This window comes from Hydrogenophaga sp. 5NK40-0174 (assembly GCF_040372165.1).
GTDB lineage: Bacteria > Pseudomonadota > Gammaproteobacteria > Burkholderiales > Burkholderiaceae_C > Hydrogenophaga.
In genome coordinates, this window is the sequence record NZ_BAABWG010000003.1 from 504,771 (window position 1) to 524,571 (window position 19,801).

The following is a 19,801-nucleotide window of genomic DNA, read 5'->3' on the forward strand; positions in this document are numbered from 1 at the left end:
CGCGGGGTCCTGGTGCCTTGCCATGCCCGCGGAAGCTTGTCCACGGGCGAAACAAGGCTCTAGCAAGAAGCGTTCTCACGTGGTCGGCTGTGATGCTTTCCCACGTGCGCCTTCATGGTGCATGCGATCCCACGGCCGGTCCCTACGTTATTTGACGTATGTGATGCGAAGCGGGATTTCCCTAATCTGAGACCCAGTCGGCTCAACGCCGGTCTTCTCCTCTCACCTCTCCCTACCGGAATCGTCCCTTCAGTTCCTTCCCCTTTCGTCTCAGGAGTTCCCCATGAAGAATGTCAATGATCCGAACCACATCCAGATCGAAACCCCTGACGCAGCCCGCCGGCGCGTGTTGCAGATGCTGGGTGTTGCCTCGGTGGCGGGCGCCCTGCCCGCGTTCAGCTTTGCCCAGCCCACCGCCAAGGTGAACACCACCAACCTGGCGATCACCGACACGGAAGTCACGGTGGGCCAGCTGCACTCGTCCACCGGCACCATGGCGATTTCGGAGACGGGTTCCATCCAGGCCGAGCAGCTGGCCATTGACCAGATCAATGCCATGGGCGGCATACTGGGCCGCAAGATCAAGGTGATCAAGGAAGACGGCGCTTCCGACTGGCCAACATTTGCAGAGAAGTCCAAGAAGCTGCTGATCAACGACCGCTGCGCCGCCGTGTTTGGCTGCTGGACCTCTGCTTCCCGCAAAGCCGTGCTGCCGGTGTTCGAGAAAGAGAACGGCTTGTTGTACTACCCCACCTTCTACGAAGGCCTGGAGCAGTCCAAGAACGTGATCTACACCGGACAGGAAGCCACGCAGCAGATTCTGTACAGCCTGGACTGGGCTAAGAAGGAAAAGGGTGCCAAGAGCTTCTTCCTCATCGGCTCCGACTACATCTGGCCACGCACCTCGATGAAGATTGCGCGCAAGCACATCGAGAACTTCCAGAAGGGAAGCGTGGTCGGCGAAGAGTACTACCCGCTGGGCAGCACCAACTTCGGCTCGCTGATGAACAAGATCAAGCTCAAGAAGCCTGATTGCATCTTCGCCGCCGTCGTGGGTGGCTCCAACGTGGCTTTCTACAAGGCGCTCAAGGCCGCCGGCATCATCGGCTCCAAGCAGCTGCTGGTGACCCTGTCGGTGACAGAAGATGAGATGACCGGTGTGGGTGGCGAGAACTTCGCCGGCTTCTACTCGTCGATGAAGTACTTCCAGACCCTGGACAACCCCAACAACAAAAAGTTTGTTGAGGCTTTCAAGGCCAAGTACGGCAAAGACGCCGTGATCGGCGACGTGACGCAGGCGGGTTACCTGGGGCCATGGCTGTGGAAGGCGGCGGTGGAAAAGGCAGGCAGCTTCGACGTGGACAAGGTCGTGGCCGCTTCCGAGACGGGCATCGAGCTGACCACGGCACCGGAAGGCTACGTGAAGCTGGACAAGAACCACCATTTGTGGAGCAAGTCGCGCATTGCCATGGGCATGCCGGACGGCACCTTCAAGGTGGTGTCCGAATCGCCGGAGCTGATCAAACCGGATCCGTTCCCCAAGGGGTATCAGTGATCACCCCCGTGGACTTGGTCCACCCCTGCCACGGCGCGGTAGCGCCGTGACCCCCTCAAGGGGGCGATGCGTGCGGACCGGGGAACCCGGATCCGCCGCATCCTCGGCTTGATGGCGGCTCTTGTTCTCGTTGCACCTCTTCCTGCCTGGAGATTCCCATGGATCTGACCTTTAACGACATGCTCAACATCGGTGTGATGCAGGGCTTTGCGGGCTTGAGCCTGTTTGCCGTTTTGCTGCTCATGGGTCTCGGCCTGGCCATCATCTTTGGCCAGATGGGTGTGATCAACATGGCGCATGGCGAGTTCATGACGATCGGCGCCTACACCATTTACATGGGCTCCCTCTTCGCGGAGCAACTGGGCGGCACCGCGACGTCCTACTACTTTCCGGTCGCGATCATCGCGGCCTTCATCTTTGCGTTCATTGCCGGCTGGTTGCTGGAGTGGGGATTGATTCGCCATCTCTACAAGCGGCCACTGGACACGCTGCTGGCCACCTGGGGTGTCAGCCTGGGCTTGCAGCAAGTCTTCCGTACCTTCATCGGCCCCAAGGAAGTCAGTCCCACCTTGCCCGACTGGTTGATGGGTTCGTGGGCACCTTCCGAAGGCCTGGACATTCCCATCAACGGCATGTTCGTGTTGGCGCTCACCGCAGTGGTCACCATCGTGGTCCTGATTGCGCTGAACAAGAGCCGCTGGGGGTTGCGGGTGCGTGCCACGGTGAGCAATCGCGTGATGGCCAACGCCATCGGCATCGACACCAAGAAGACCGACCGGCTGACTTTCGCCATTGGTTGCGGCATTGCCGGTGTCGCTGGTGCTGCGTTCACCACCATCGGCTCCACCGGCCCGACCTCCGGCTCGCTCTACATCGTCGACTCCTTCCTCGTGGTGACGTTTGGCGGCGCAGCCAGCTTGCTGGGCACGGTGGTCTCTGCCTTCGGCATTGCACAGACCCAGTCCATCACCGAGTTCTTCCTGGCCGGCTCCATGGCCAAGGTGCTCACGCTCTCGCTCATCGTGCTGATCCTGATGGTGCGGCCCCAAGGCCTGTTCGCCAGCAAGGTTCGCCGTTGAGGGCATGCATGAACCCGAGTCGAATTCACATTCTTTGATCTCTCTGGAGCCCTCTCATGAACGCACTCAAGCAATGGATCACCCGCTACCAGCTGGCCAGCTTGTTTCTGCTGACCCTGCTGCTGGCTGTGGTGTTGCCCATGTCCATGGACATCTTCCGCCTCAACCTGGTGGGCAAGTACCTGACTTACGCCTTCGTGGCCATCGGCCTGGTGATGCTGTGGGGCTACGGCGGTGTCCTCAGTCTGGGGCAGGGTGTGTTCTTTGGCCTGGGCGGCTACGCCATGGCCATGTTCCTCAAGCTCGAGGCTTCTGATCCGGAAAGCACCAAGATCCAGTCCACCCCCGGCATCCCCGACTTCATGGACTGGAACCAGATCACGGAGCTGCCCACCTTCTGGCTGCCGTTCAAAAGCTTGCCGTTCTCATTGATTGCCGTGGTGGCGGTGCCCATGCTGCTGGCCTGGATCGTGAGCTTTGCCATGTTCAAGCGTCGGGTGGGCGGTGTGTATTTCGCCATCATCACCCAGGCGGTGGCGCTGATCCTCACGGTGCTCATCATCGGCCAGCAGGGTTACACCGGCGGCGTCAACGGCATCACCGACTTGAAGACCTTGCTCGGCTGGGACACCCGCACCGACAGCGCCAAGTACATCCTGTACTACGTGTGCGTGGCCTTGCTGATCGGCTCCATCGTGCTGTGCCGCTGGATCCAGACCTCCAAGCTGGGCACCCTGCTGCTGGCCATGCGTGACAAGGAAGATCGCGTGCGCTTCTCGGGCTACGACGTCGCCAACTTCCGCACCTTTGCCTTCTGTCTGGCCGCTGCGCTCTCGGGCATTGGCGGCGCCATGTTCACCCTGCAGGTGGGCTTCATGTCGCCCTCCTTCGTTGGCATCGTGCCCTCCATCGAGATGGTGATCTTTGCTGCTGTCGGCGGCCGCATGAGTCTGGTCGGTGCGGTGTACGGCACCTTGCTGGTCAATGCCGGCAAGACGCTGTTCTCCGAGACTTTCCCTGATGCCTGGCTGTTCCTGATGGCGGCGCTGTTCATAGGCGTGACCATGGCTTTCCCGATGGGCCTGGCCGGTCTGTGGGAGAGCAAGGTGGTGCCATGGTGGCGCGGCCGCCAGGTGGCCCTCAAGGAAGCAGCCGAGCGCGATCGTCGGCGCAAGGAGCAAGAGGCGATGCCATTGCCACCTGCGGACGAAGCGGCGAAGAAGCCCGGTGGCGACATGCCCAAAGGCCTGCATGGTCAGGGTGCCTGAACCACTCGCCCTGACGAAGACCCCGCTCGCCACATTGCACCGCCAAAGGACACACCACCATGAGCAACACCGACTTTGCCCTCTCGGTTGAAGACCTGACCGTCAGCTTCGACGGCTTCAAGGCCATCGACGACCTCACGCTCTATGTCGACAAGAACGAGTTGCGCGTGATCATCGGCCCCAACGGCGCTGGCAAGACCACCCTGCTGGATCTGATCTGCGGCAAGACCCGCGCCAGCAAGGGCAGCATCAAGTTCCAGAACGAGGAAATCATCGGCCTGGCCGAACACAAGCGGGTGCGTAAAGGCATCGGGCGCAAGTTTCAGACGCCGTCCATTTACGAGAACCTGTCGGTGTTCCAGAACCTGGAAGTGTCGTATCCGTCAGGCCGGTCGGTGTTTGGTGCCCTGGCCTTCAAGTGCACCGAAGAAGTCAAGACCACGGTGCAGTCGGTGGCGGAGGAAATCGGGCTGGCCGACAAGCTGGAGACGGAAGCAGGCTTGCTCTCGCATGGCCAGAAGCAATGGCTGGAGATCGGCATGTTGCTCATGCAGGAGCCAGAGCTGCTGATGCTTGACGAGCCCATTGCCGGCATGAGCGCCAAGGAGCGCGACCTCACCGCCGAGCTGCTGCACCGCATCTGCAACAACCGTGCAGTGATCGTGATCGAGCACGACATGGAATTCGTCAAGAAGATCGCCCACAAGGTCACCGTCATGCACCAGGGAAAGATCCTTGCCGAGGGTCCCATGGAACAGGTGCAGGCAGACCCCAAAGTGATTGATGTGTATCTCGGCCATTGAAGGAAATCATCATGCTGCAAGTGAAAGATCTGTTTGTCGCCTATGGCCAGAGCGAGGCGCTGCACGGCATTTCGTTCGAAGGCAACAAGAACGAAACCGTGGCCATCATGGGCCGCAACGGCATGGGCAAGACCACGCTGTTCAAGAGCCTGATGGGCATCCTGCCCACCAAGAGCGGTGAGGTCACTGTGGCCGGGCAGGATGTCTCGGGCGACGAGAGCTTTCGTCGTGTGGCCAAGGGCATTGCCTACGTGCCGCAGGGCCGAATGATCTTCCCGACGCTCACCGTGGAAGAAAACATCCAGACCGGCCTGGAGAACGCCAAAGTGCGCAGTGTGCCCGAGGAGATTTACGCACTGTTCCCGGTGTTGTGGGACATGCGTCGGCGCAAGGGCGGCAACCTGTCTGGTGGCCAGCAGCAGCAACTGGCCATCGCCCGAGCGTTGGTCACGGACCCCAAGGTCTTGCTGCTCGATGAGCCTACCGAGGGCATTCAGCCTTCGATCATCAAGGACATCGCCAAGGCGCTCAACGAGATTCGCAAGATGCGCGAGCTGACCATCGTCGTTTCCGAGCAGGTGCTGTCGTTTGCGATGGATGTGGCTGATCGCCTGTTCGTGATCGAAGGTGGCCGCCTCGTGCACGAAACCGCTCGCGAGAACACCGACGAAGCGCGCATCAAGAGCTATCTGTCGGTGTGACGCACCGCTGATCGCCGTCCTGCATCCCTACCACTTCTTCACTCTTTCCACCCGTGCCCTCACAAGGAGAACGTCATGCCTGAAACCCTCATCAAGGTCGACCTGAACCAACCCGCCCCTTCCAATGAAATGGTGCACAACCGCTGGCACCCGGACATCCCCATGGCCTGCTGGGTCAACCCGGGCGATGACTTCGTGCTGGAGACCTACGACTGGACGGGTGGCTTCATCAAGAACAACGACAGTGCCGATGATGTGCGTGACATCGACTTGACGACGGTGCACTACCTCTCTGGCCCGGTGGGTGTCAAAGGTGCCGAGCCTGGTGACCTGCTGGTGGTCGACCTGCTGGACATTGGCGCCAAGGACGACAGCCTCTGGGGCTTCAACGGCTTCTTCAGCAAGCAAAACGGTGGCGGCTTCCTGACCGAGCACTTTCCGCTGGCACAAAAATCCATCTGGGATTTCCATGGCATGTTCACCACCTCGCGCCACGTGCCCGGTGTGAAGTACGCCGGTCTCATCCACCCCGGCCTGATCGGTTGCCTGCCCGACCCCAAGATGCTGGAGATGTGGAACACGCGCGAACAGGCGCTCATCGACTCCGACCCGGCTACCAGTGGCCTGGCCAACCCGCCGTTCGCCGGCACCGCCCACATGGGCAAACTCACGGGTGATGCGAAAGACAAGGCCGCGGCCACTGGCGCCCGCACCGTGCCACCACGCGAGCACGGCGGCAACTGCGACATCAAGGATCTCTCGCGCGGCTCCAAGATCTTCTTCCCGGTCTATGTGGAAGGCGCCGGCCTCTCGGTGGGCGATCTGCACTTCAGCCAGGGCGACGGCGAGATCACCTTCTGCGGCGCCATCGAAATGGCCGGCTGGGTGCACATGAAGGTGCAGCTGATCAAGGGCGGCATGGCCAAGTACGGCATCAAGAACCCGATCTTCAAGCCCAGCCCGATCAAGCCCACGTATGACGACTACGTCATCTTTGAAGGCATCAGCGTTGACGAAAGCGGCAAACAGTACTACCTGGACGTGAACGTGGCCTACCGCCAGGCCTGCCTGAACGCCATCGAGTACCTGAAGAAGTTCGGCTATTCGGGCGCGCAGGCGTATTCCATCCTGGGCACTGCGCCGGTGCAAGGCCACATCAGCGGCGTGGTGGACGTGCCGAACGCCTGCGCGACGCTGTGGTTGCCGACGGCCATCTTCGACTTCGACATCAACCCGAGCGCAGCAGGCCCGGTCAAGCATCTGGACGGCAGCATCGACATGCCGATCTCGCCGGATGTTTGAGGTCCCCCGCAAGAGGGCCACACCGACGGCCCGGCGAAGCCGGCTCCGAGGTGTGTGCTGATGCTCACACCTCGCTCACGCCAAGGGGCGGCTATCGAGCCAAGGCAGACCCCCTTCTTTCAGGAGCTCTCTCATGCCCACCTATGACTACGACTGCCCAAGCTGCGGCGGTTTCGAAGCCATCCGCTCTCTGGCCGACCGCAATGAGCCCTGCCACTGCCCGGCGTGTGGCACAGCAGCGACCCGCGTGTTCGTGAGCGCGCCACGACTGGCGCTCATGAGCGGATCGACGCGCAACGCCATCGCCACCAACGAGCGCGCCAGCCACGAACCGAAGTCGTCGCGCGATTACCAGCGCTTGCGGCACCCGGCGGGATGCGGTTGCTGCAGCGGTGCGGGGCGAAGCGGCAGCAAGAGCACCACGGTGACGGCGGCGAATGGGGCGAAGTCGTTTCCTTCGAAGCGGCCCTGGATGATTTCACATTGACGCCCCCTGCGCCGCTGCGCGGCTTCCCCCACTGGGGGACGGCGCGTGGCGGGCCGGGGGACCCGGACCCGCGGCGCCCTGGGATTTGTCTGCGCCGACTCACTTGAGTCGGCTTTGGGCGAGTGTCTCGGGCTGGCGATATTGAGAAGTTTCTTTTACCGGAGGTGTATCCGGTGGATTCAATAGGAGCATTGCCATGATGCATGGTGACATTTCCAGCAGCGCTGACACCGTGGGTGTGGCGGTCGTCAATTACAAGATGCCGCGCTTGCACACCAAGGCGGAGGTGCTGGACAACGCGCGCAAGATTGCCGACATGGTGGTGGGCATGAAGTCGGGTTTGCCGGGCATGGACCTGGTGATTTTTCCGGAGTACAGCACCCACGGCATCATGTACGACAGCCAGGAGATGTACGACACGGCCTCGACCATTCCCGGTGATGAGACCGATATCTTTGCCGAGGCCTGTCGCAAGGCCAAGGTGTGGGGCGTGTTCTCGCTCACTGGTGAGCGTCACGAGGAACACCCCTACAAGGCACCGTACAACACACTCATCCTGATGAACGACCAGGGCGAGATTGTTCAGAAGTACCGCAAGATCATGCCCTGGGTGCCCATTGAGGGCTGGTATCCCGGCGATTGCACCTATGTGAGCGACGGGCCCAAGGGGCTGAAGATCAGCCTCATCATTTGCGACGACGGCAACTACCCCGAGATCTGGCGCGACTGCGCGATGAAGGGCGCCGAGCTCATTGTGCGTTGCCAGGGCTACATGTACCCGGCCAAGGACCAGCAGGTGCTGATGGCCAAGGCCATGGCCTGGGCCAACAACAGCTATGTGGCGGTGGCCAATGCCTCGGGCTTTGATGGTGTCTACAGCTACTTCGGCCACAGCGCGCTCATCGGCTTCGATGGCCGCACGCTGGGTGAGTGCGGTGAAGAAGACAACGGGGTGCAATACGCCGCCTTGTCCAAAAGCCTGATCCGCGACTTCCGCAAGAACGCGCAGAGTGAGAACCACTTGTTCAAGCTGCTGCACCGCGGTTACACCGGCATGATCAACTCGCGCGATGGCGACAAGGGCGCCGCTGCCTGCCCGTACGAGTTCTATGGCAAATGGGTCAACGACCCTGAGGGCACACAAAAGGCGGTCGAAGCGATCACCCGGCCGATGGTGGGCACAGAAGAGTGTCCGATCGAGGGCATCCCGAATCCGTCAACGGCAGGGTACAAGTAGGATGCGCCGCCGCACTTTTGCCTTGTGCTTTCCGAAAGAACGCTACAGCGGCTGCGTGAGCGCACTCTCATGGTGCGCGCTGGCATGGGCCGGTTGGCGTATTCCTTGCATTGTCTGCATGGGCCATGCTTGGTCCGGCACATTCAATTGTTTGATCAGCTTCGGAGGAGTACACCGTGAACCGTCTGGATGTGACAGAGAAAATCATCAGCGTCAAAGTCGCCAAGGGTATTCAGTGGGCTGATGTGGCCAAGAAGGTCAAGCAGTCGAAAGAGTGGACCACTGCACTGTGCCTGGGTCAGATGACGGCAACAGCTGCACAGGCCAAGGTGGTCGGGAAGATCTTTGGCCTCAATGCTGAAGAGCAGAAGTGGCTGCAGGTGGTGCCGTCCAAAGGTGCGGCTTCTCCCACGCAGCCGGTTGACCCGCTCATCTACCGCTTCTACGAACTGGTCAACGTCTACGGACCTACCATCAAGGAGCTGATTCACGAGGAGTTTGGCGACGGCATCATGAGCGCCATCGACTTCTCCATGGACATCACGCGCGAACCCGACCCCAAAGGTGACCGAGTGCATGTGGTGATGTCAGGCAAGTTCCTGCCCTACAAGACCTACTGATCGAAGGTCTCGCCTTCCCGCTGCTCGTTCGAGGGTCAGCCGGGAGGTGCTTCGGCCGCATGTATCCTGCCCACCATGTCGGCGTTGCGCGGTGCATGGTCGTTCGTCGAACTCGCCAGTGCAACCACGGCGCCACACAGCGCATCGATCTCTGTGCGTCGTCCTGCGGCCAGATCATCGGCCATGCTCGAGCGCGCGTGTTCGTCGATGCGCAGCATGCGCGCTGCGACCAGTCGGAACAGCCAGTTGGGTAGCCGAAGCACCTGCACCAGCCGCCGCCAGGGCAAGGGCGTGAGCTGAGCAGGTGCAATACCGGCCCTGGTCAGCACATCGAGCGCTTCTTCCATCAGGCCGGCGAAGACGAGGCGGTGCTCTCTTTGCAGCAATTGGGCGCGCAGAGGCAAGCCAGAGAGGGCATTGACCGGGTTGTTCAGGTTGAGCAGCAGCTTGCCCCATTGCACAGGTGCCAGATCGGAATGCAAGTCCAGCCCCAGACCCGAACGCTCAAAAATGGGCTGCCATGGCTTCAGCCCTGCCGCGGATTCGGCTGCCAGCCGACCAGTGGTGCCACGATGAAAGTGCGTCGCTGACAAAGCGGCGATGTTGAAGGGAACCATGGCCGGAATCACATGAAGTGAAGGTGCTGCAAGCTGAGCGCGGTCCGCGTTGTCGATACCGTTCTGCAAACTGAGCACGGGTGTCTGCGCGGGCAAGGCATCGGCCAGCTGGCGTGCTGCCTCTTGCGTGGCACCGCTCTTGACGCACAACAGCACCAAATCAAAACGGATGTCCTTTGGCACCTGAGTGTGCAGTACGAGCTCGGACGGTTTCAGGCCAGCGTCCCGCCCGTCCATGTCTGTGATGCGCAAGCCTTGCTCTTGCAGCGCGCGAACCACACGCGGGCGACCCACCCATTGCACGCGAGCACCAGCGGTTTGCAGACAAGCGCCCACATAACAACCCACGCTGCCCGCGCCCATGATGAGGACGGAGGGGGACGACTTGTGGGTGTGGTCGGTTGAGGCCTGCATGCAAATCGAAATGGGGTTGCCGATCGGTGCCACATGGTACCAATGAAGCCGGCGCTTCGGGTGCCTGAGCTCCAGTAATAACTGAAGGCTGCTCCTTAGCCACATTGTGCGAAATCTGACGGGGGTGCGGTTGACCGGCGGTAGTCAATTTGCTAACGCCAGGCCTCAAGCTTTCGGGACTCTCCGCCGATAAGTTTCAGACCGGTGAGTCGGCGCAAAGCCGCAGCCGGACTGGCTTTCAGCTCAATGAGTACCTCTGGCGACCGAGGTGAACTGCTTGGTATGAAAGTCGAATGACCTTCACCTGAATATCGAGCACTTTGGTATGAGTCTGCTACACAACGCAAACGAAAGTCTGGCAAGTCGGCTACCCGCCGGCCTGGCCTCCTGGCTGATGCATCCGCTGGACCGGATGCGGTCTGGTCAGTCACCCGCAGCGGGCGACGACCAGATGCGGGAACTGGCCGAGCGCGTGTCTGAAGCCACTGGCTTGTGGGCCATGCACATTGGTACGGCGCAGGATCAGATGCGTGACGCCACTGAAAGCTTGCTCGCAGGTTTTGCCGGCATTCTGGAAGAGCTGGATCACATTGTGTCGCCCGGCATGGGTGGTACCGATGAGCTGACGTCAGAAGAGGTCGATCAGCGGGCATCGATGCTGGCCCGTTGTGAAAAGCAGTTGCGCACCTTGCTCGACAACTTCGGCAGCTTTGTCGAGTCGCGCGACGGCATGATGAATTCGGTGCGTTCGCTCTCCACCGCATCCGAGAGTCTGGCCAACATGGCCGAAGACGTGAGCAAGCTGGCTCGCCAGACCAATTTGTTGTCCATCAACGCCGCCATTGAAGCTGCGCGTGCCGGAGAAAGTGGCCGAGGCTTCTCGGTTGTGGCGGCAGAGGTGCGCAGGCTGTCGGGCGAATCCGGGTCTACCGGCAAGAGCATCGCCGATCAGGTCACCAAGTTCAGCTCACGCATGGAAAAAGTCATTGGCGACGCCGATGAACATGCGCGCCGTGACGCGGAGGCCGTGCAGTCCTCCGGACAGATCGTCAATGACGTCATCTCGCAGGTCGATGGTGCCGTGTCGGACCTGAATGCGCGTGCGTCCGATCTGCGCGAGCGTGGCTTGAACGTGCGCGCCCAGGTCGAGCAGATGATGATCAATTTCCAGTTTCAGGATCGCGTCCAGCAGATCCTCGATCAGGTACGCAGCTCCATGGAAGAGGCAGCACGTGTACTGATCGCATCGGTCGAGCAGGGTGATGTGCCCGATCCGCAAGTCTGGACCGCCATGCTCAGCGCTGGCTACACCACCGACGAGCAGCGCAATGCATCCACTGGCGCCACAGGCGGAGCCACCGGCTCGACCAGCGAAACCACGTTCTTCTGAAAGGCCCTTGCAGGGAGTTCCCCATGTCCAAAACCATACTGATTGTCGACGACTCAAGCTCATTGCGCACTGTCGTCAAGCTTGCCCTGACGCGATCGGGCTACACAGTGATTGAAGCCGGCGACGGCAAGGAAGGACTTGCCCAGCTTGAGAAGGCCGGCAAGGTCAACCTCATCGTCAGCGACGTGAACATGCCCAACATGGACGGCATCACCTTCGTGACCGAGGTGAAGAAGCACCCAAGGCACAAGTTCACGCCCGTGGTGATGCTCACCACCGAAGGACAGGACGCGAAGAAAGAGCAGGGCCGGGCTGCGGGTGCCAAGGCTTGGATTTGCAAACCGTTCAATCCGCCACAACTGCTCGACGCCGTCTCCAAGCTCATCCTGCCCTGAAAGGCCTGACATGGAAATGCCAAGAACGCTTCCTGATGAAGTGACGATCTACACGGTCGGCGAGCTCAAGCCCTTGTGCCAGGGCTGGCTGACCCAGACCGCCGATGAACCCGGTTCGCAAGATGCGACCTGGGCGCTGGACGCCCATGCGGTGGGTCAGGCCGACGCTGCCGGTGTGCAACTGATGCTGGCGCTGGACAAATCACTGGCCGGCATGCAGCGACGCTTGCAGTTGCTCAATCCCTCAAACGTCCTGTCCGAGGCATGTGCCTCGCTGGGGCTGGCCGACTGGCTGGCCGAGCGAACCGTGAAAGGAGACCCGGCATGAGCCAGGAAGATGCCGATCGCAGCTTCATTCTTGAAGCCTTGCCAGCCTTCATCAGCGAAGCGGGCGAGCAGCTCGAGAGCATTGAACAGCTGTTGCTGGAGCTGGAAGATGACCCGAAAAACAGCGACCTGCTAGGCGCCCTGTTCCGTTGCGCGCACACGGTCAAGGGTTCGGCAGGCATCTTCGGGCTGGACGAGGTGGTGGCTTTCACCCACCACGTCGAGACCTTGCTCGATCGCCTGCGCGACGGGCTGGTCAGCCTCTCCCCGGACATGAGCACCTTGCTGCTGCAATGCAACGACCAGATCCGGGCACTGATCGATCAGGCGCAGAGTGGTAAAGGGCCCAGCGACGATGCCCATGCGCATCGCACGAAGCTGGAACAAAGCCTCATGCGTTTCAGTGGAGACCAAGGCGGCGGGGCAGATGCCGGCACCGATGAGGGGCAGGAAGCCTCTGCAGCGACGACGGCCGAGGCGGTTACCGAAGGGCATGGTCGCTGGCACATCGATGTGCGGTTCCATGCCGACACCTTCCGCAACGGTATGGACCCGATGGCCATCCTCAACTATGTGCGCGGCCTTGGCATCGTGAGCAACATGGTTTGCCGCGTGGACGATGTGCCGGCACTGGAACCGATGGACCCCGAGAGCTGCCACCTGGGCTTCCAGTTTGATCTGGACACCGATGCTGACCAGGCCGCCATCGAATCTGCCTTCACCTTTGTGCAGGAAGACTGCACGCTGGAGATCCAGCCGCCACAGAAGAGCAGCGCACCTGCTGCCACGGCCAACGCCGAGCCTTCTGCGAGTGCCGCTGCTTCAGCAGCAGAAATCTCTGGCGGGGCGACAAAGGCTGCCACGGCGGTCAAGGGCGAGTCAAAGGCCAACCCACCTGCCCAGGCAACAGCGGCCCGCGGCGACGCCAAAGCCTCGTCCCCCGCAGTGGGCGAGCAGCGCTTCATCCGTGTGCAGGCCGACCGGCTTGATGACGTCATCAACCTGCTCGGTGAGCTGGTGATCGCCGGCGCCGGCGCCCAGATGCTGGCGCGTCAGTCGGGCATGGGTACCCTGGTTGAAGCCAATGACCAGATCAACTCGCTGATCGAAGAGATCCGCAATGGCACCTTGCAACTGCGCATGGTTCCGATCGGCGAGACCTTCTCTCGCTTTCGGCGAGTGGTGCGCGACACGGCAGCCGAGCTGGGCAAGGACGTGCAGCTGGAGATTGTCGGCGGCGACACCGAACTCGACAAATCGGTGGTCGAGCGCATCGCCGATCCGCTCATGCACCTGGTGCGCAACGCGCTGGACCATGGGCTGGAAAGCCCGGCACAACGCGAGGCTGTTGGCAAGCCGGCGCAAGGCAAGCTGACCCTGAGTGCCTGCCATGAGTCAGGCAGCATCCATATCCGCATTGTGGATGACGGGCGTGGCATTTCGCGTGAGAAAGTGCTGGCCCGGGCGTGGGATCGAGGGATCGTCGACCGCAATGTCACGCCTGCCGACGCCGACATCCTCAAGCTGATTTTCGAGCCCGGCTTCTCAACCGCCGAACAGGTGACCAACCTCTCTGGCCGTGGTGTGGGCATGGACGTGGTCCGTCGCAACATCGAAGCGCTGCGCGGTCAGGTCCAGATTTCCAGCGTTGAAGGCAAAGGCTCGACCATCGAGATCCGGCTGCCGTTGACGCTGGCGATCATCGACGGCTTCCTCGTTGGCGTGGGTGACTCACGCTTCATCTTCCCGCTCGATGCGGTGGTGGAAGTGATCGAGAACCGTCCGACCACCAGTGAGCTCGACCACCGCGGGCGCGGCGTGGCCGAGCTGCGAGGCCAGGTGCTGCCGCTGGTTTGCCTGCGCTCGCTCTACGGCCTGGAATCCCCGCCGCCGGCGCGAGCGAGTGTGGTCGTCATCCGATCGGGCATGGAGCGCTATGGCGTTCTGGTCGATCAACTCATGGGGCAGCACCAGACGGTCATCAAACCGCTGGGGCGCCTGTTCCAAAGTCTGCGCGGCGTATCCGGTTCGTCCATTCTGGGCAACGGCGATGTGGCGCTCATCTGTGACGTGGCTTCCCTTTGGCAACTGACCACCCACCCGCCGGGTTCAGGTGCCACCGGTGCCCCGCCACCGAAGGCGAGAGCCGCCCAATCCAAGTCCCCAACCATTGCTGAAACCCCTACCTTCTCTTGAGGAGAAACCACATGACAACCCCACAATACTCCTGGACCGCACGCCTCTTCGCTGGAGAAGAACTCAAGCAGCTCGGTGCGCAGCTGGACGAACAGAGCGGCAAGCTCGAAGCGGCCAAGGCCAAGCTGGCCAAGACCGAGCAAGCGCACGAGGAACTGAGCAATCAGGCCACAGGCGTTCTCTCCGCCATTGACACGAGCTATGCTTTCATCGAGTTCGAGCCCGATGGCACCATCATTTCGGCCAACCGGAACTTCTGCAAGACAGTGGGCTACGAGCTCAGCGAGATCAAGGGCAAGCATCACCGCATGTTCGTCGAAAAGGCATACGGTGAGTCGCGTGAGTACAGCGCATTCTGGGAAGCGCTCAATGCCGGTCAGAACCAGGTCGACGAGTTCAAGCGCATCACCAAGAGCGGTAAACCGATCTGGATCCAGGCCACCTATGCGGCCGTCAAGGATGACAGTGGCGCAGTGGTGAAGGTGGTCAAGATTGCCACCGACGTGACGGCGCAGCGCCTGCGCTCAGCCGACTGGGAGGGCCAGCTCAGTGCCATCGGCAAGGCACAGGCCGTGATCGAGTTCGATCTCAAGGGCAACATCCTCACCGCCAACGAGAACTTTTGCCAGGCGCTGGGCTACGCGCTGGAAGAAATCAAGGGCAAGCACCACAGCCTGTTTGTCGATGCTGCCTACCGCGCCAGCCCGGAGTACACCGCTTTCTGGGAAAAGCTGGGCCGTGGTCAGTTCGATGCTGGCCAGTACCGTCGCTTTGGCAAGGGTGGCAAGGAGATCTGGATTCAGGCGAGCTACAACCCGATCTTCGATCTTGACGGCAAGCCGTTCAAAGTCGTCAAGTACGCGTCCGACATCACTGCCCAGAAACTGCAGAGTGCTGACTACGAGGGTCAGCTTGCGGCCATCAGCAAGGCGCAGGCCGTGATCGAGTTCGATCTCAAGGGCAACATCCTGACCGCCAACGAGAATTTCCTGGCCACGCTGGGCTACCGCCTGGAAGAGATCAAGGGCAAGCACCACAGCCTGTTTGTGGACCCGGCGGAGCGCTCGCAACCGGCTTATCGCGAGTTCTGGGAGCGACTGGCACAGGGTACGTTCGATTCGGGTCGCTATCGCCGCATCGACAAGTTCGGCAAAGACATCTGGATCCAGGCCAGCTACAACCCCATCATGGACATGAACGGCAAGCCGTTCAAAGTGGTCAAGTACGCCACCAACGTGACCGAGCAGGTCAAGGCGGCCGACATGCTGGCCCTGGTGGTGGAGCAGGCACAAGCCGTCACCGGTGCGGCCAAGGACGGCGATCTGGATCAGCGCATTCCGCTGGACGGAAAGTCCGGTGCGCCGCGCGAGCTGTGCGTGGGCATCAACTCTTTGCTGGAGACCACCAGCGAAATTTTTGGCGACGTCGGCCGTGTGTTCAGCGGGTTGTCCAACGGCGATCTGAGCCAGCGCATCGAGCGTGATTGCTCAGGCGTGTTCGAAGTTCTCAAGAACGATGCCAATGCCAGCAGCGAGAAGCTGTCCGAGATCATTGAGGAAGTGCGCGGCGCAGCGGATGCGCTCAATGGCGCAGCCAACCAGGTCAGTGCCACGGCTCAAAGCCTGTCGCAGGCAGCGAGTGAGCAGGCTTCGTCAGTGGAAGAAACCACATCGTCGGTGGACCTGATGTCGGCCTCCATCTCCCAGAACAGCGATAACGCCCGCGTCACCGACGGCATGGCCACCAAGGCCAGCAAGGAAGCCAGTGACGGTGGCAAGGCCGTGACCCTGACGGTCGACGCCATGAAGCAGATTGCAGCGAAGATCAGCATCGTCGACGACATTGCCTACCAGACCAACCTGCTGGCCCTGAACGCTGCGATCGAAGCGGCGCGTGCGGGCGAACATGGCAAGGGCTTTGCCGTGGTGGCTGCCGAGGTGCGCAAGCTGGCTGAGCGCAGCCAGGAAGCGGCCAAGGAAATCGGCAATCTGGCTGACAAGAGTGTCTCCACCGCCGAAGGGGCGGGCAAGCTGCTCGACGAAATCGTGCCGTCCATTCAGAAGACCAGCGAGCTGGTGCAGGAAATTGCCGCCGCATCGACCGAGCAGAGTCAGTCGGTCACGCAGATTGGTGGTGCGATGGGTCAGTTGTCCAAGGCCACCCAACAAAACGCCTCGGCTTCGGAAGAGCTGGCAGCCACATCGGAAGAACTCTCCGGTCAGGCCGGGCAGCTGTTGCAGGCGGTCTCCTTCTTCGGCAACGGGCAGGGCAGTGGCCACGCCCGGGACGATGGTCACGGAAGTGCCAAAGGCCGTGGCGCAGCGCCTGCGCGTGCAGCCAAGCGTCTCAACGGCATGGGCACTGCGCCTGCGCCAGAGCTCGCCGCCTCCGGCAACTTCCGCCCTTACTGAAACCAGATCCGGCCCTTCAACAGCCAGAACGGGAGGCTCATTCATGAGCACAGACCAAGTGACCCTGCCTGACGAGCAGGAAACCGACACCACCCAGGTGCTGACCTTTCACCTGGGCCAGGAGACTTTCGCCATGAACATCGGGTCGGTGCGCGAGATCATTCAGTACGGCTCCATCACCTCGGTGCCGCTGATGCCGGAGTTTGTCCGCGGAGTGATCAACCTGCGCGGAGCCGTGGTGCCGGTGATCGACCTGCACTCTCGCTTTGGCCGTTCGCTGGGCCAGGTGGGCAAGAAGACCTGCGTGGTGATCTTCGATGCCTCCCGAAACGGAGAGCGGGCAGAGATCGGCTTGCTGGTCGACTCGGTGAGCGAGGTTGTGGATGTGCCCACCGACAGCATCGAGCCAGCCCCGGGTTTCGGAACGACCGTGCGACGGGACTTCATCTTCGGCATCGGAAAGATCGATGGCGAGTTCGTCACGATTCTGGATCCGGAGAAAGCATTTGATGTGGACGACATGGCGCGGCTTTGCGAAAGCGCGCAGGAAGCGGTGGCCGCATGACCCCGTTGCGTGACACCACCTTCCGCAAGATCGTCAACCTCATGCACGAGATCTGCGGCCTGTCCTTCCCGGACAGCAAAAAGCCATTGATCGCTTCACGCCTGGCCCCGCGCATCCAGCGCCTGGGCATGGAAGACTACGATGAGTACGTGAGCCTGATCGATTCGCCCCAGGCGGGCGGCGAGCTGCAGATGGCCATCGATCTGCTGACCACGAACGAGACCTACTTCTTTCGCGAGCAGCCTCATTTCGACCTGATGGAGCGCGACCTGATCGAGCGCAAGCTGCGCAATGTCTCGGTCTGGAGTGCCGCGTCCTCCTTTGGCGACGAGGCCTACAGCATTGCCATGCTCCTGGGCGACCTGCAACGCAAGGGCACGATCGATCCTCACTGGTCGATTCTGGGCACAGACATCAGCGACCGCGTCTTGCGCGCCGCCACGCAGGCGGTGTTTCCGGAAGACCGCATGCGCGAGGTATCTGACGAAAGGCTCAAGCGCTATTGTCTCAAGGGCGAGGGCGAATCCGAAGGCCTGGTGCAGATCAAGCCCACCTTGCGGGAGAACGTGCACTTCGGGCGCCTGAACCTGACCGAGCCGATTGAGGATCTGGGTCCGTTCGATGTGGTTTTTCTTCGCAATGTGCTCATCTACTTCGATGGGCCGACAAAAGTGGAAGTGGTCGAACGGGTCACGTCCAGGCTCAAGCCGGGAGGGCTGTTCTTCATCGGAACGGCTGAAGGCCGCGTCAAGACAAAAACACGTCTCACCCCGCTCGGCCCCGGCGCGTTCCGCAAAGAGGCCGACGAATGAACGCGCTCGTCTCGAGCTATCGCCGGCGCACTGATCAGGCCATACTGCAGCAGGAGTCGCTTGGCCGGGTGTACGTGGTGCACCCGGGACAGGTGGCCACGGCCATGGCGGGTGAGCGCCTGGAGACTTTGCTGGGCTCTTGTGTGTCGGTCATTCTCACCGACCCTCGCCGCACCATTGGTGCGATGTGCCATATCGTCCATGTGGGCGTGCGAGGGGGCTCCGGCCACCTCAACGCTGCACACGGTTCGGTGGCGCTGCAGACCATGGAAGACATGTTGATGTCCGTGGGTGTCAACCCCGGCATGTGCCATGCCTACGTCTACGGTGGAGGAAACCAGTTTCCTACCTTGTACCGCCGCACCCATGTGGGCGCAAACAATGTTGCATGGGTGATGCACGCCTTGCAGCGCAAGCACATTCACATCGTGCATGCCGACGTCGGCGGTGAAGTCTACCGCCGGGTCCGCTGGATGGTCGGGCACGGTGCGCCTGACGTCAGTGCCACACCCATTCAGGGAGAAGAATGATGAGCATTCAGGTCTATGTGGTGGATGATTCCGCCGTGGTGCGGCAGACCATCATGCACTTGCTCGAGGGCGACCCCGAGCTGGAGCTGATCGGCAGTGCTCCCAACCCGCTGCTGGCCAAGCCAGCCATCGAGAAGCGGCCGCCTGACGTATTGCTGCTCGACATCGAGATGCCTGGCATGGACGGCTTGACGTTCCTGCGGCAGATCATGGACAGCAGCCCGATCCCGACGGTCATCTGCTCAACTCTGACGACCGATGGCAGCCGAATGGCGCTCGATGCGCTCGCTGCCGGTGCGGTGGCCGTGGTGGCAAAGCCCCGAATCGGCCTCAAACAGTTCCTCGAGGAATCCCGGCGCGAGCTGACCCAGACACTCAAGTCCGCCGCGCGGGCACGCCCCAGGCGGGTGAGTGCGCCTGTGGCAGGGCCGGCCAGCACGGCCGCCGCTGCCAAAGCGCCCGCTGCGGTGCTCCACGCGCTGTCGGTGAACAAACCGGTGGTCATCGGAGCATCCACCGGAGGCACCCAGGCCATCGAATCGGTGCTGACGGGATTGCCGGCCGACTGCCCGGGCATGGCCGTTGTGCTCCACATGCCGGAGAAATTCACCGCCATGTATGCCCAGCGCCTGGACACCTTGTGCGCCATGCGGGTCAAGGAGGCGAGAGACGGCGACCGGCTCGAGCGTGGACAGGTGCTCATTGCACCGGGTGGGCGGCACATGCAGCTGCGCAAGGCGGCGGGCCAGTATTTTGTGGCCATCGCTGACGGGCCTCCCGTCAATCGCCACAAGCCTTCGGTGGATGTGCTGTTCCGCTCCGCGGCGGATTGTGCCGGCAGGGATGCGCTGGCCATCATCCTCACCGGCATGGGCGACGACGGCGCACGTGGCATGAAGGCGATGCACGACCTTGGCGCCCGCACCGTGGCGCAGGATGAAACCACCTGTGTGGTGTACGGCATGCCCAAGGAGGCGGTAGCGCTCGGGGCGGTGGACCGCGTGGTGCCGCTGCACCATGTGGCCGAGAACATCGTCGCTTTTGACGCACGCGGCTGAGCGGGTGGTCATTGCCACGCAAGCCGGCTAAAAT

At 61.6% G+C, this 19,801-nt stretch carries 19 protein-coding genes; 18 read left to right on the top strand and 1 reads right to left on the bottom strand.

Translation table 11 applies throughout. The features are described from left to right. Nucleotides 1-283: 283 nt before the first annotated feature. The 9 genes from urtA to cynS all read left to right on the top strand — a co-directional run bounded on the left by urtA (nt 284) and on the right by cynS (nt 9,052). Nucleotides 284-1,555, top strand: a complete 1,272-nt coding sequence (gene urtA / locus ABWV89_RS11905; RefSeq protein WP_353396957.1) for an urea ABC transporter substrate-binding protein — start codon at nt 284-286, stop codon at nt 1,553-1,555. 164 nt (nt 1,556-1,719) lie between these two features. Continuing rightward, nucleotides 1,720-2,634, top strand: a complete 915-nt coding sequence (gene urtB / locus ABWV89_RS11910) for an urea ABC transporter permease subunit UrtB (RefSeq protein ID WP_353397529.1) — start codon at nt 1,720-1,722, stop codon at nt 2,632-2,634. 56 nt (nt 2,635-2,690) lie between these two features. Continuing rightward, nucleotides 2,691-3,902, top strand: coding sequence for an urea ABC transporter permease subunit UrtC (gene urtC, locus ABWV89_RS11915; protein ID WP_353396959.1), 1,212 nt, complete (start codon nt 2,691-2,693; stop codon nt 3,900-3,902). A gap of 59 nt (nt 3,903-3,961) precedes the next feature. Beyond that, nucleotides 3,962-4,705, top strand: a complete 744-nt coding sequence (urtD, locus tag ABWV89_RS11920; protein WP_353396961.1) for an urea ABC transporter ATP-binding protein UrtD — start codon at nt 3,962-3,964, stop codon at nt 4,703-4,705. A gap of 11 nt (nt 4,706-4,716) precedes the next feature. Beyond that, a complete protein-coding gene (urtE, locus tag ABWV89_RS11925) occupies nt 4,717-5,406 on the top strand; it encodes an urea ABC transporter ATP-binding subunit UrtE (protein ID WP_353396963.1) in 690 nt (229 codons plus the stop codon). A 75-nt stretch (nt 5,407-5,481) separates the two neighbouring features. Beyond that, the gene (fmdA, locus tag ABWV89_RS11930) at nt 5,482-6,708 is read left to right on the top strand and encodes a formamidase (RefSeq protein ID WP_353396965.1); all 1,227 of its coding nucleotides are present in this window, start codon (nt 5,482-5,484) and stop codon (nt 6,706-6,708) included. 133 nt (nt 6,709-6,841) lie between these two features. Continuing rightward, nucleotides 6,842-7,195, top strand: coding sequence for an FmdB family zinc ribbon protein (locus ABWV89_RS11935; RefSeq protein WP_353396967.1), 354 nt, complete (start codon nt 6,842-6,844; stop codon nt 7,193-7,195). Nucleotides 7,196-7,391: 196 nt separating this feature from the next. Beyond that, a complete protein-coding gene (locus ABWV89_RS11940; protein ID WP_353396969.1) occupies nt 7,392-8,432 on the top strand; it encodes an aliphatic amidase in 1,041 nt (346 codons plus the stop codon). 176 nt (nt 8,433-8,608) lie between these two features. Further along, a complete protein-coding gene (gene cynS, locus ABWV89_RS11945; protein ID WP_353396971.1) occupies nt 8,609-9,052 on the top strand; it encodes a cyanase in 444 nt (147 codons plus the stop codon). 35 nt (nt 9,053-9,087) lie between these two features. On the opposite strand, the gene ABWV89_RS11950 is transcribed toward cynS, so the two are convergent. Next, nucleotides 9,088-10,083, bottom strand: a complete 996-nt coding sequence (locus tag ABWV89_RS11950) for a 2-dehydropantoate 2-reductase (RefSeq protein WP_353396973.1) — start codon at nt 10,081-10,083, stop codon at nt 9,088-9,090. Between the two features lie 325 nt (nt 10,084-10,408). Here ABWV89_RS11950 and ABWV89_RS11955 point away from each other — a divergent pair, with 325 nt between their 5' ends. The 9 genes from ABWV89_RS11955 to ABWV89_RS11995 are packed head-to-tail and all read left to right on the top strand — an operon-like array spanning nt 10,409 to nt 19,767. Next, on the top strand, nt 10,409-11,473 hold the full coding sequence (locus tag ABWV89_RS11955; protein WP_353396975.1) for a methyl-accepting chemotaxis protein: 1,065 nt from the start codon (nt 10,409-10,411) through the stop codon (nt 11,471-11,473). A gap of 23 nt (nt 11,474-11,496) precedes the next feature. Continuing rightward, entirely contained in the window at nt 11,497-11,868 is a 372-nt protein-coding gene (locus tag ABWV89_RS11960; RefSeq protein ID WP_353396976.1) for a response regulator, read from the top strand. 10 nt (nt 11,869-11,878) lie between these two features. After that, nucleotides 11,879-12,196 (top strand): STAS domain-containing protein, encoded by a 318-nt coding sequence (locus tag ABWV89_RS11965; protein WP_353396978.1) that lies wholly within the window; start codon nt 11,879-11,881, stop codon nt 12,194-12,196. Then, nucleotides 12,193-14,391 carry a chemotaxis protein CheA gene (locus ABWV89_RS11970; protein ID WP_353396980.1) on the top strand — a complete coding sequence of 733 codons (2,199 nt, stop codon included), beginning with the start codon at nt 12,193-12,195 and terminating at the stop codon, nt 14,389-14,391. The genes ABWV89_RS11965 and ABWV89_RS11970 overlap by 4 nt, the downstream gene beginning before the upstream one ends. A gap of 11 nt (nt 14,392-14,402) precedes the next feature. Further along, a complete protein-coding gene (locus tag ABWV89_RS11975; RefSeq protein WP_353396982.1) occupies nt 14,403-16,802 on the top strand; it encodes a methyl-accepting chemotaxis protein in 2,400 nt (799 codons plus the stop codon). A 43-nt stretch (nt 16,803-16,845) separates the two neighbouring features. Next, nucleotides 16,846-17,367, top strand: a complete 522-nt coding sequence (locus tag ABWV89_RS11980) for a chemotaxis protein CheW (RefSeq protein WP_353396984.1) — start codon at nt 16,846-16,848, stop codon at nt 17,365-17,367. After that, on the top strand, nt 17,364-18,179 hold the full coding sequence (locus tag ABWV89_RS11985; protein ID WP_353396986.1) for a CheR family methyltransferase: 816 nt from the start codon (nt 17,364-17,366) through the stop codon (nt 18,177-18,179). Before ABWV89_RS11980 ends, ABWV89_RS11985 begins: the two co-directional genes overlap by 4 nt. Further along, nucleotides 18,176-18,709, top strand: a complete 534-nt coding sequence (locus tag ABWV89_RS11990; protein ID WP_353396988.1) for a chemotaxis protein CheD — start codon at nt 18,176-18,178, stop codon at nt 18,707-18,709. Before ABWV89_RS11985 ends, ABWV89_RS11990 begins: the two co-directional genes overlap by 4 nt. Then, entirely contained in the window at nt 18,706-19,767 is a 1,062-nt protein-coding gene (locus ABWV89_RS11995; protein WP_353396990.1) for a protein-glutamate methylesterase/protein-glutamine glutaminase, read from the top strand. Before ABWV89_RS11990 ends, ABWV89_RS11995 begins: the two co-directional genes overlap by 4 nt. The last annotated feature ends 34 nt before the right edge of the window (nt 19,768-19,801 follow it).

What these genes read in the sequence shown, in the direction of transcription:
- urtA (WP_353396957.1), top strand. Translation starts at nt 284, where the DNA reads ATGAAGAATGTCAATGATCCGAACCACATCCAGATCGAAACCCCTGAC.
- urtC (WP_353396959.1), top strand. Translation starts at nt 2,691, where the DNA reads ATGAACGCACTCAAGCAATGGATCACCCGCTACCAGCTGGCCAGCTTG.
- urtD (WP_353396961.1), top strand. Translation starts at nt 3,962, where the DNA reads ATGAGCAACACCGACTTTGCCCTCTCGGTTGAAGACCTGACCGTCAGC.
- urtE (WP_353396963.1), top strand. Translation starts at nt 4,717, where the DNA reads ATGCTGCAAGTGAAAGATCTGTTTGTCGCCTATGGCCAGAGCGAGGCG.
- fmdA (WP_353396965.1), top strand. Translation starts at nt 5,482, where the DNA reads ATGCCTGAAACCCTCATCAAGGTCGACCTGAACCAACCCGCCCCTTCC.
- ABWV89_RS11935 (WP_353396967.1), top strand. Translation starts at nt 6,842, where the DNA reads ATGCCCACCTATGACTACGACTGCCCAAGCTGCGGCGGTTTCGAAGCC.
- ABWV89_RS11940 (WP_353396969.1), top strand. Translation starts at nt 7,392, where the DNA reads ATGATGCATGGTGACATTTCCAGCAGCGCTGACACCGTGGGTGTGGCG.
- ABWV89_RS11950 (WP_353396973.1), bottom strand. Translation starts at nt 10,083, where the DNA reads ATGCAGGCCTCAACCGACCACACCCACAAGTCGTCCCCCTCCGTCCTC.
- ABWV89_RS11955 (WP_353396975.1), top strand. Translation starts at nt 10,409, where the DNA reads ATGAGTCTGCTACACAACGCAAACGAAAGTCTGGCAAGTCGGCTACCC.
- ABWV89_RS11960 (WP_353396976.1), top strand. Translation starts at nt 11,497, where the DNA reads ATGTCCAAAACCATACTGATTGTCGACGACTCAAGCTCATTGCGCACT.
- ABWV89_RS11965 (WP_353396978.1), top strand. Translation starts at nt 11,879, where the DNA reads ATGGAAATGCCAAGAACGCTTCCTGATGAAGTGACGATCTACACGGTC.
- ABWV89_RS11970 (WP_353396980.1), top strand. Translation starts at nt 12,193, where the DNA reads ATGAGCCAGGAAGATGCCGATCGCAGCTTCATTCTTGAAGCCTTGCCA.
- ABWV89_RS11975 (WP_353396982.1), top strand. Translation starts at nt 14,403, where the DNA reads ATGACAACCCCACAATACTCCTGGACCGCACGCCTCTTCGCTGGAGAA.
- ABWV89_RS11980 (WP_353396984.1), top strand. Translation starts at nt 16,846, where the DNA reads ATGAGCACAGACCAAGTGACCCTGCCTGACGAGCAGGAAACCGACACC.
- ABWV89_RS11985 (WP_353396986.1), top strand. Translation starts at nt 17,364, where the DNA reads ATGACCCCGTTGCGTGACACCACCTTCCGCAAGATCGTCAACCTCATG.
- ABWV89_RS11990 (WP_353396988.1), top strand. Translation starts at nt 18,176, where the DNA reads ATGAACGCGCTCGTCTCGAGCTATCGCCGGCGCACTGATCAGGCCATA.
- ABWV89_RS11995 (WP_353396990.1), top strand. Translation starts at nt 18,706, where the DNA reads ATGATGAGCATTCAGGTCTATGTGGTGGATGATTCCGCCGTGGTGCGG.